This window comes from Yoonia sp. (assembly GCF_030731595.1).
In the GTDB taxonomy this organism is placed as follows: Bacteria; Pseudomonadota; Alphaproteobacteria; order Rhodobacterales; family Rhodobacteraceae; genus Yoonia.
The window spans coordinates 3083-10756 of record NZ_JANQTS010000116.1 but is presented as its reverse complement, the minus strand read 5'-3'; the positions used below and the strand labels follow the sequence as shown (position 1 = coordinate 10756).

Here is a 7674-nt window from a genome sequence, read left to right as displayed (position 1 = left end):
ATCTTATGGACTCATATTTTGGCAGAAATATGCACCCTTTCTGCTTTGCAGCATCAGGAAGATTGGGCTAAAATCGGGCATTCGCGGCAGCCTAGTGCAAGGTTTGCGTCTCACTGCCGTCAAGACCAATGCTGTGCGTGCCTAGCGCATGAACCGCCGGAGCATTCCCAGACTGCGCCGCGCTTTCTGGGCATTGCCTTGCACGGCTTTGGCGGATTGCCGTTCGTCTGGCGACATATCCTCGGGCCGTTTGCCACGGCTGGCCGCCAGCGAAATCCCTTTGTTGATACCTTTGTTCATGAGCATGCGGACACCCATGTTGATCAGTCGGTTCATATTCATCGGAAAACTCCCTCCTGCTTTCGCATGAAGATAGGACGCGCGGATTAATCTTCAAACAATTCTGATTGATCGTCATCGTCGTCGTGATCTTCAACCTCGCCCAAGGGCGTACCGGGCGGTGGCCGGTTCTCGAGCAGTCCCGCAGCACGCAGGTCTTTGAGGCCCGGCAGATCGCGGGCGCTTTCCAGCCCGAAGTGATCCAGAAAAGACTGCGTCACCACAAAGGTCACAGGCCGCCCCGGTGTCATCTTGCGACGGCCAAAGCGGATCCACTCCATCTCGATCAACTGGTCCACGGTGCCACGGCTGACACTCACACCGCGAATTTCTTCGATCTCGGCGCGGGTGACGGGCTGATGGTAGGCGACGATGGCCAAGGTCTCGATCGCGGCGCGGCTTAGCTTGCGGGTCTCAACCGTTTCCTTTTGCATCAGAAAGCCCAGATCGGGGGCCGTCCGAATGGCCCATGCATCGCCGATCTTGACGATATTCACGCCCCGCCCTTCATAGCGCTTGCGCAAATGGGCCAAAGCCTCTGCGGGGTCGCAGCCGTGCGGCATCCGCCCGATCAGTTCCGTGACCGTCACAGGGTCAGCCGTGGCAAACAAGATCGCCTCGACCATGCGTTCCTGCTCGCCCATAGGCGGGGCTTCGAACAGGCTGTCGTTGGCGGGCTTTGCGTCTTTACTCATCACGAGGGGCCTTTTTGCGGATTTGGATGGGGGCAAACATCTCGCCCTGCCGGATTTCGATCTTGCCCTCTTTGGCCAGTTCAAGCGAGGCCGCAAAGGTGGCGGCCGTGGTCGAGCGGCGGCGCTGCGGGTCAACGTCCCAGCCTTCGGGCAGGTAACTGGAAAACTCGGTCCAGTCACCAGCAAAGCCGATCAGCCCGCGCATCCGTTCCAGCGCCTGTTCCATCGTCATCACATGCTGGCGGTCCAGCACAAAGGGGCGGAAATCGTCGCGGGTGCGGATGCGGGCATAGCCCTGCATCAGGTCCAGCAGCGTGGCGGTAAAGGTCACACGACGCACACGCTGCACGTCTTCGGTGATGCCACGGGCAAAGAAATCCCGCCCCAACTGGTCGCGCGCCATCAGCTGGGCGGCAGCATTGCGCATCGCTTCCAGGCGTTCCAACTGGAATGCGAGGTGGGCGGCCAATTCTTCGCCCGATGGCCCCTCTTCTGACGGGTCCGGCGGCAAAAGCAGGCGGGATTTGAGAAACGCCAGCCAAGCGGCCATGACCAGATAATCTGCGGCCAGTTCCAAGCGCAGCCTTTTGGCCTGTTCCACAAAGGCCAGATATTGCTGGGCCAGCGCCAGAATGGAAATCTTGCGCAGGTCCACCTTTTGGGTCCGCGACAGCGTGAGCAAAAGATCAAGCGGGCCTTCAAAGGCGCCGACATCAACGATCAGCGCCTCGGCGGCAACACGTGCGCTGACACTCATCGTGTCTTCCTGAAACTCTTCGCCCTGCATCTGCCCTCAGCCTAGTAGCGTTTCAAATTCGGCTTCTAGACTGGGGATGTCAATGTTTTCAGGGGTTTTTCGCTGATCGAGCGCATGTTTTGCGCGGGCGATGGCCGCTGGTGTCATCTCTCCGGCGGCATGGGCCACCGACTGCATCTCATCGGGGTTTCCGTTGCAATGCAGGATCACGTCGCAACCTGCGGTGATCGCGGCGGTCGCGCGTTCGGCCACTGTACCCGAAAGCGCCTCCATCGACAGATCATCCGTCATCAAAAGCCCTTCAAAACCAATATCTTCGCGGATGACCTTGATCATCTTAGGCGAGGTTGTGGCAGGCGCGTCGGGGTCGATCGCGGAAAAGACGATATGGGCCGACATGCCCATCGGCAGATCGTGAAGCGCCTTGAAGGGGGCAAAATCCAGCGCGTCCAGTTCCGCACGCGGTGCGTCCACCTGTGGCAGGCGCAGATGGCTGTCGGTCGTCGCCCGCCCGTGGCCGGGAATATGTTTCAGCACCGGCAATACACCACCCGCCAGATGCGCATCGGCGCAAACCCGCGCCGCAGCCACGACAGAAGCCACATCGCGCCCATAAAGCCGGTTTTGCAAGAATGGATGGGTCGCGTCTTCGGCGATATCGGCAAGGGGTGCGCAGTTCACATCAATACCGACATCATGCAGTTCTGCCGCGATCAGGCGGTTCCTGATCCACTGCGCGCGCAGCGGGTCGCGGGCGCGGTCCATCTGGTCAAGGGCGGGCAGATAGTCGCGCCAATGGGGGCTGCGCATCCGCTGGACCCTGCCACCTTCCTGATCAATCAGGATCGGGGCATTGCGGCCCACAGCCGTCCGCAGATCGGCAGTCAGGCGGCGCAACTGTTCAGGTGTGTCGATATTTCGGGCAAAGACGATGAAGCCAAGCGGCTGGGTTTCCCGAAAAAAATCGCGTTCCCAAGCTGTGATCTCCGGCCCTTCGGGACCGAAAATCGTTGCGTTCATAGGCACTTAGTTGACCACCACCGCGATACACTCGGCACCTTCGGCTTGCAGGGCCGCGCACAGCCTGCGGGCCTCGTCGCGGTCTTCAAAGCCGCTGGCGCGCAGGCGGTACCATGTGGCGCTGCTTTGGTTGCTGACCTGAATGACACGTTCGCGCCCGTTCATCAGTTGGCCAAAACGGGCTACCAGACGGTCCCATTCTTGGGCGGCGAGTGTCGGTGTCTGGAATGCGCCCAGTTGCACAAGGTTTGTACCCACAGGGAAAGTTGCGGTAGTGACGGAAACCTCATCAGTCCCGGCGGAAGCGGGCGCAGCCGGAGCGGTCAGTCGCAAGCTTGCAGGCCGCAACACGGGACGCAAAGAGGTCGCCAGACCCGGTACCGTGGCGGGAAGCACCTGATCAGTTGCGGCAATATCGTCTGCCGGTGCAACCGGTGTTCCGCTCAGGCTGGCCAACTGGGCAGCCAATGCGGCCACGTCGTCCTGCGCAATCGGCGCCAGATCAACTTCGTCTTCCACATCAGACATTGCGGGGCTTGGCGTCTCTGACACCACTGATGTCATGGCATCGGCCATCGGTTGGGCTTCGAGGTCTTCAGGCGTCAAGCCAGCGGTGCGTGGCGCGAGAACCAAACGGTCTTCGGGTCCACCGGCCTCGCCCAAGGCGGCCACTTCGTTCACGGCCAAACCGGTATGTAGCGCTACATCGCCACCCGGATTGTCGGGCAGCACACGCATATCGCCTTCCATGGCGCGGACCACAGGAATGCCGGTCACGTCGCGCATGATCAGCTTGTAACCCCAGAAGCCGACGCCAAGGATCAGGGCCAGCGACAAGGCGGCCCCTGCATAATTCACTAGGTTTGTAACACGCGGTTTGCCCGCAGACGGGGCGAACCCCTCATCGTAAACTGCCATTTTTGCCTCACAGCGCCCCATGCCTTATGGCTTGCGGGGTCGTTTTCTTCAGCTCGCACCGGCAGTCTGTGCGTTATCGCATCTCTTCCGCCGGCGTGACCCCAAGAATACCCAAACCGTGCAAAATAACAATCGCTACGGCCCGAATAAGGGCAATTTTCGCCTGTGTGGTATCTGAGTCACCCTCTTGAACGAAGCGAAGCGCCTCATCCAGGCTGCCCTGATGGTAAAGCGCGTGGAAATCAGAGGCCAGATCGTAGAGGTAAAATGCTATTCTGTGCGGCTCGTGTCCTTTTGCCGCGATCTCGACCAGACGTGGCCATTCGGCCAGCTTTTTGATTAGCGTCAGTTCCGCTTCATGGGTCAGGCCGGACAGGTCCACGCCCGCCAAGGTGGTGTCGGACACATCCACAAAGGCCGCCGCTTTGCCCACAGCCGAGTTCACCCGCGCATAGGCGTAGTTGACGTAAAAGACCGGGTTGTCCTTGGATTGTTCGAGGACCTTGGCGAAATCGAAATCCAGCGGCGCGTCGTTCTTGCGCGTGAGCATATGGAAGCGCGTCACGTTCGTGCCGACCTGATCGACCACATCGCGCAGGGTGATAAAGGTCCCTGCCCGCTTGGACATCTTGAAGGGCTCGCCGTTCTTGTAAAGCTTCACCAGTTGCGTCAGCTTGATATCCAGCGGCACACGCCCGTCAGAGAGCGCCGAGACCGCCGCCTTCATCCGTTTGACATAGCCGCCGTGGTCCGCCCCGAAAACGTCGATCAACTGGTCAAAGCCGCGCTGCACCTTGTCATAGTGATAGGCGATGTCAGGCGCGAAATAGGTCCATGACCCGTCGGATTTCTGTACAGGCCGGTCGACGTCGTCGCCATGTGCGGTCGATTTGAAAAGGGTTTGCTCGCGCGGTTCCCAGTCTTCTGGCATCTTGCCTTTGGGGGGTTCGAGCACGCCGCGATAGATCAACCCCTTGGCATCCAGTTCAGCGATCGCTTTTTCGATCAAGCCTGTGCCGTAAAGCGATTTTTCCGAATAGAAGCTGTCCATCGTCACGCCAAGCTGGGCCAGATCCTCGCGGATCAGGTCCATCATCGCGTCGGTTGCAAAACTGCGGACATCATCCAGCCAGAATTGCTCGCCCTTGTCGACATAGGCATCGCCAACCTTGGCCTTCAGCGCTTCACCGACAGGGATCAGATAGTCCCCCGGATAGGTGCCATCAGGGAACGCGACCTCTTGGCCATGGGCCTCCAGATAGCGCAGATAGACCGACCGCGCGAGTACATCGACCTGCGCGCCGCCATCGTTGATGTAATATTCCTTTGTGACGTCAAAGCCCGCGTAATCCAGAAGCCGCGCCAGCGCATCGCCAAAGACAGCGCCGCGGGTATGGCCCACATGCAGCGGCCCAGTGGGGTTGGCCGAGACATATTCGACCAGCATCTTCTGGCCCTGCCCCAGCGTGGATTGACCGTAGGCGGGATCGCTCAACACAGCTTTGACCACGCCCTGCCAGACCTCTGGCACCAGCCGCATGTTCAGAAAACCGGGACCTGCCACCTCGGCCAGCGCGATTTGCGGGTCCGCCAGCAGCTTGGCGGCCAGCGCCTCTGCAATCACGCGGGGGTTCATGCCCGCAGGTTTCGCCAGCACCATCGCGGCATTCGTCGCCATATCGCCGTGCGCTGCATCGCGCGGCGGCTCTACCGTCACGGCATGCATGGCAAGACCTTCAGGCAGCGTGCCTTCGGTGACCATTTGGTCAAGGCAGGCCAGAACACGGGTGCGGATATCGGCGAAGAGGTTCATTTTTGTTCCAGAATTAACATCCGTTCGGGTTTACCACCTGCATCCAAAGGGGCAAGCAGACTTTTGGAAAAAGTCTGCCGCAAATCCTGTTCAGGATTTCACAGCCCTCAGTTTCCGTCGATCACACCCGCCGGAATATCCTCGCCGCCGATCAGGCGCTTGTGTTCTTGTATGGCAAAGCGGTCTGTCATGCCGGCGATATAGTCGGACACGATGCGCGCCAGCGCTGTCTTGTCCGGTGCATCTGCCACATCCTTGCGCCATTGTTTGGGCAATTCGTCGGTGTTTTCCATGAAAAACGGAAACAGGTCGTTGATCATGTTCGTCACCACCACCCGCATCTCGACCACCGCGGGCGCGCGGTACATCCGTTCGAACAGAAACTGCCGGATAACCTTCAGATCGGTCCAGAGCGCGGGCGAGAACTGCACCATCATCCGCCCTGCATGGCGGACGTCTTGCACAGATGTCGGCGCAGAGTCGGCCAGATTGGCCCGGCTGACGGCGATCACGTCTTCGACCAGCACACCAAAGAACCGGCGCAGCGCCTCGTGCCTGCGGCGGTAATAGTTCAGATCGGGGTATTTCGCATCCACCCGCGCAAAACAGTCGCGCAGGATCGGCATTTCGGCCAATTCGTCCGTGCTGAACAACTCGGCCCGCAGCCCGTCATGCAGATCGTGGTTGTTATAGGCGATGTCATCGGCCAAAGCCGCCGCCTGTGCCTCGGCACTGGCGTGGGTGTGCAGTTCCAGATCGTGGCGCGCGTTGTATTCGGCCAGCGCCCAAGGGATATCGCCTGTCACGGGGCCATTGTGCTTGGCGATCCCTTCAAGGCTTTCCCATGTCAGGTTCAGCCCGTCCCATTCCGCATAGTGCCGTTCCAGATTGGTCACGATCCGCAGGGCCTGGGCGTTGTGGTCAAAGCCGCCGTAGGGTTTCATCAGCGCATCCAGCGCCTCTTCTCCGGTGTGGCCAAAGGGCGTGTGGCCCAGATCATGGGCCAAGGCGACGGCTTCGGTCAGTTCCACGTTCAGATCAAGAGCGGCTGCCACCGTGCGCGCCACTTGCGCCACCTCGATGGAATGGGTCAGCCGCGTGCGGAAATAATCGCCTTCGTGTTCGATGAACACTTGGGTCTTGTGTTTCAGCCGCCGAAAGGCGCTGGCGTGAATGATCCTGTCCCTGTCGCGCTGAAAGGGCGAGCGGAAGGCGCTTTCTTCTTCCGGATAAAGCCGCCCCCGCGCATGCGCAGGATCGGTTGCATAGGGCGCTGCCATCGTGATTTGCCTGTCTTGTCGCTTTTGCCTAGCATCCCTATATTGCAACTGTAACAGAACTGATAGGGCTGCACATGTTTACCGTCCCACCCAAAGTCACCACGCGCGCATTCGAGCGGCTTGCCGAAATCGGCGCCTCGGCCCAAGGCAAGGCCCTGCGCATCGCGGTTGAGGGTGGCGGCTGTTCGGGCTTTCAGTACGAAATTGATCTGGACGAGGCCAAAGACGATGATCTGGTCCTGTCCGAAAATGGCGAGAAAGTCGTGATCGACAGCATCTCCCTGCCCTTCCTTGCGGACGCTGTGATTGATTTCAGTGAAGAACTGATCGGCGCGCGGTTTGTGATCAATAATCCCAATGCGACATCGTCGTGTGGGTGTGGCACGTCCTTTTCGATGTAGAAGATGACTTGGGATGAGGTTTGCAAATTTGCGCTGAGCTTTCCCGAAGTGTCACGTGCAATTTCTTACAACGAACCATCACTGAAATTCCGCAAAAGCCTTATCACACGGTTGCGTCAGGCAGATGAAAGCATCGTTTTGCTTGATATACCTGAGCCGGAACGGGAAATGCTTCTTTCGGTTGCGCCGCAAGTTTATTTTGTCGAACAGCATTACCTTGCGTACGATATCGTACTGGCCAGGCTCGGGAGGACGACCCTGTCGGATATCGCTCCACTGATCGAACGGCGATGGCGCAATGTTGCCCCCAAACGGATGGTCAAACTACGTGACCTGTGACATTGGTTGTGTTGGATCGGGTCGTCTAGGACACGGGTTTGAGAATGAGGCCGTCATATGAAAATCGCGACATTCAACATCAATGGCGTCAAAGCCCGGATCGAAGCGCTGA

General features: G+C 59.2%; 9 protein-coding genes. 2 read left to right on the top strand and 7 right to left on the bottom strand.

What is annotated here, in order from left to right; genetic code table 11:
• Nucleotides 1–141 precede the first annotated feature (141 nt).
• The 7 genes from NWQ23_RS14260 to NWQ23_RS14230 form a co-directional block, all read right to left on the bottom strand.
• Nucleotides 142–342 (bottom strand): hypothetical protein, encoded by a 201-nt coding sequence (locus tag NWQ23_RS14260; protein WP_306167058.1) that lies wholly within the window; start codon nucleotides 340–342, stop codon nucleotides 142–144.
• 44 nt (nucleotides 343–386) lie between these two features.
• Nucleotides 387–1034 (bottom strand): SMC-Scp complex subunit ScpB, encoded by a 648-nt coding sequence (gene scpB / locus NWQ23_RS14255; protein ID WP_306167057.1) that lies wholly within the window; start codon nucleotides 1032–1034, stop codon nucleotides 387–389.
• Nucleotides 1027–1821, bottom strand: a complete 795-nt coding sequence (locus NWQ23_RS14250; protein ID WP_306167056.1) for a ScpA family protein — start codon at nucleotides 1819–1821, stop codon at nucleotides 1027–1029. The genes scpB and NWQ23_RS14250 overlap by 8 nt, the downstream gene beginning before the upstream one ends.
• A 6-nt stretch (nucleotides 1822–1827) precedes the next feature.
• Nucleotides 1828–2811 (bottom strand): glycoside hydrolase family 3 N-terminal domain-containing protein, encoded by a 984-nt coding sequence (locus tag NWQ23_RS14245; RefSeq protein ID WP_306167055.1) that lies wholly within the window; start codon nucleotides 2809–2811, stop codon nucleotides 1828–1830.
• A gap of 6 nt (nucleotides 2812–2817) precedes the next feature.
• Nucleotides 2818–3729 (bottom strand): SPOR domain-containing protein, encoded by a 912-nt coding sequence (locus NWQ23_RS14240; protein WP_306167054.1) that lies wholly within the window; start codon nucleotides 3727–3729, stop codon nucleotides 2818–2820.
• Between the two features lie 73 nt (nucleotides 3730–3802).
• Nucleotides 3803–5542: an arginine--tRNA ligase gene (gene argS, locus NWQ23_RS14235; RefSeq protein WP_306167053.1), complete on the bottom strand. Its 1740-nt coding sequence runs from the start codon at nucleotides 5540–5542 to the stop codon at nucleotides 3803–3805.
• Between the two features lie 107 nt (nucleotides 5543–5649).
• Nucleotides 5650–6822, bottom strand: a complete 1173-nt coding sequence (locus NWQ23_RS14230; RefSeq protein ID WP_306167052.1) for a deoxyguanosinetriphosphate triphosphohydrolase — start codon at nucleotides 6820–6822, stop codon at nucleotides 5650–5652.
• A 74-nt stretch (nucleotides 6823–6896) separates the two neighbouring features.
• On the opposite strand from NWQ23_RS14230, the gene NWQ23_RS14225 reads away from it, so the two are divergent.
• Nucleotides 6897–7223: an iron-sulfur cluster assembly accessory protein gene (locus NWQ23_RS14225; protein ID WP_306167051.1), complete on the top strand. Its 327-nt coding sequence runs from the start codon at nucleotides 6897–6899 to the stop codon at nucleotides 7221–7223.
• 3 nt (nucleotides 7224–7226) lie between these two features.
• On the top strand, nucleotides 7227–7562 hold the full coding sequence (locus tag NWQ23_RS14220) for a hypothetical protein (RefSeq protein WP_306167050.1): 336 nt from the start codon (nucleotides 7227–7229) through the stop codon (nucleotides 7560–7562).
• The last annotated feature ends 112 nt before the right edge of the window (nucleotides 7563–7674 follow it).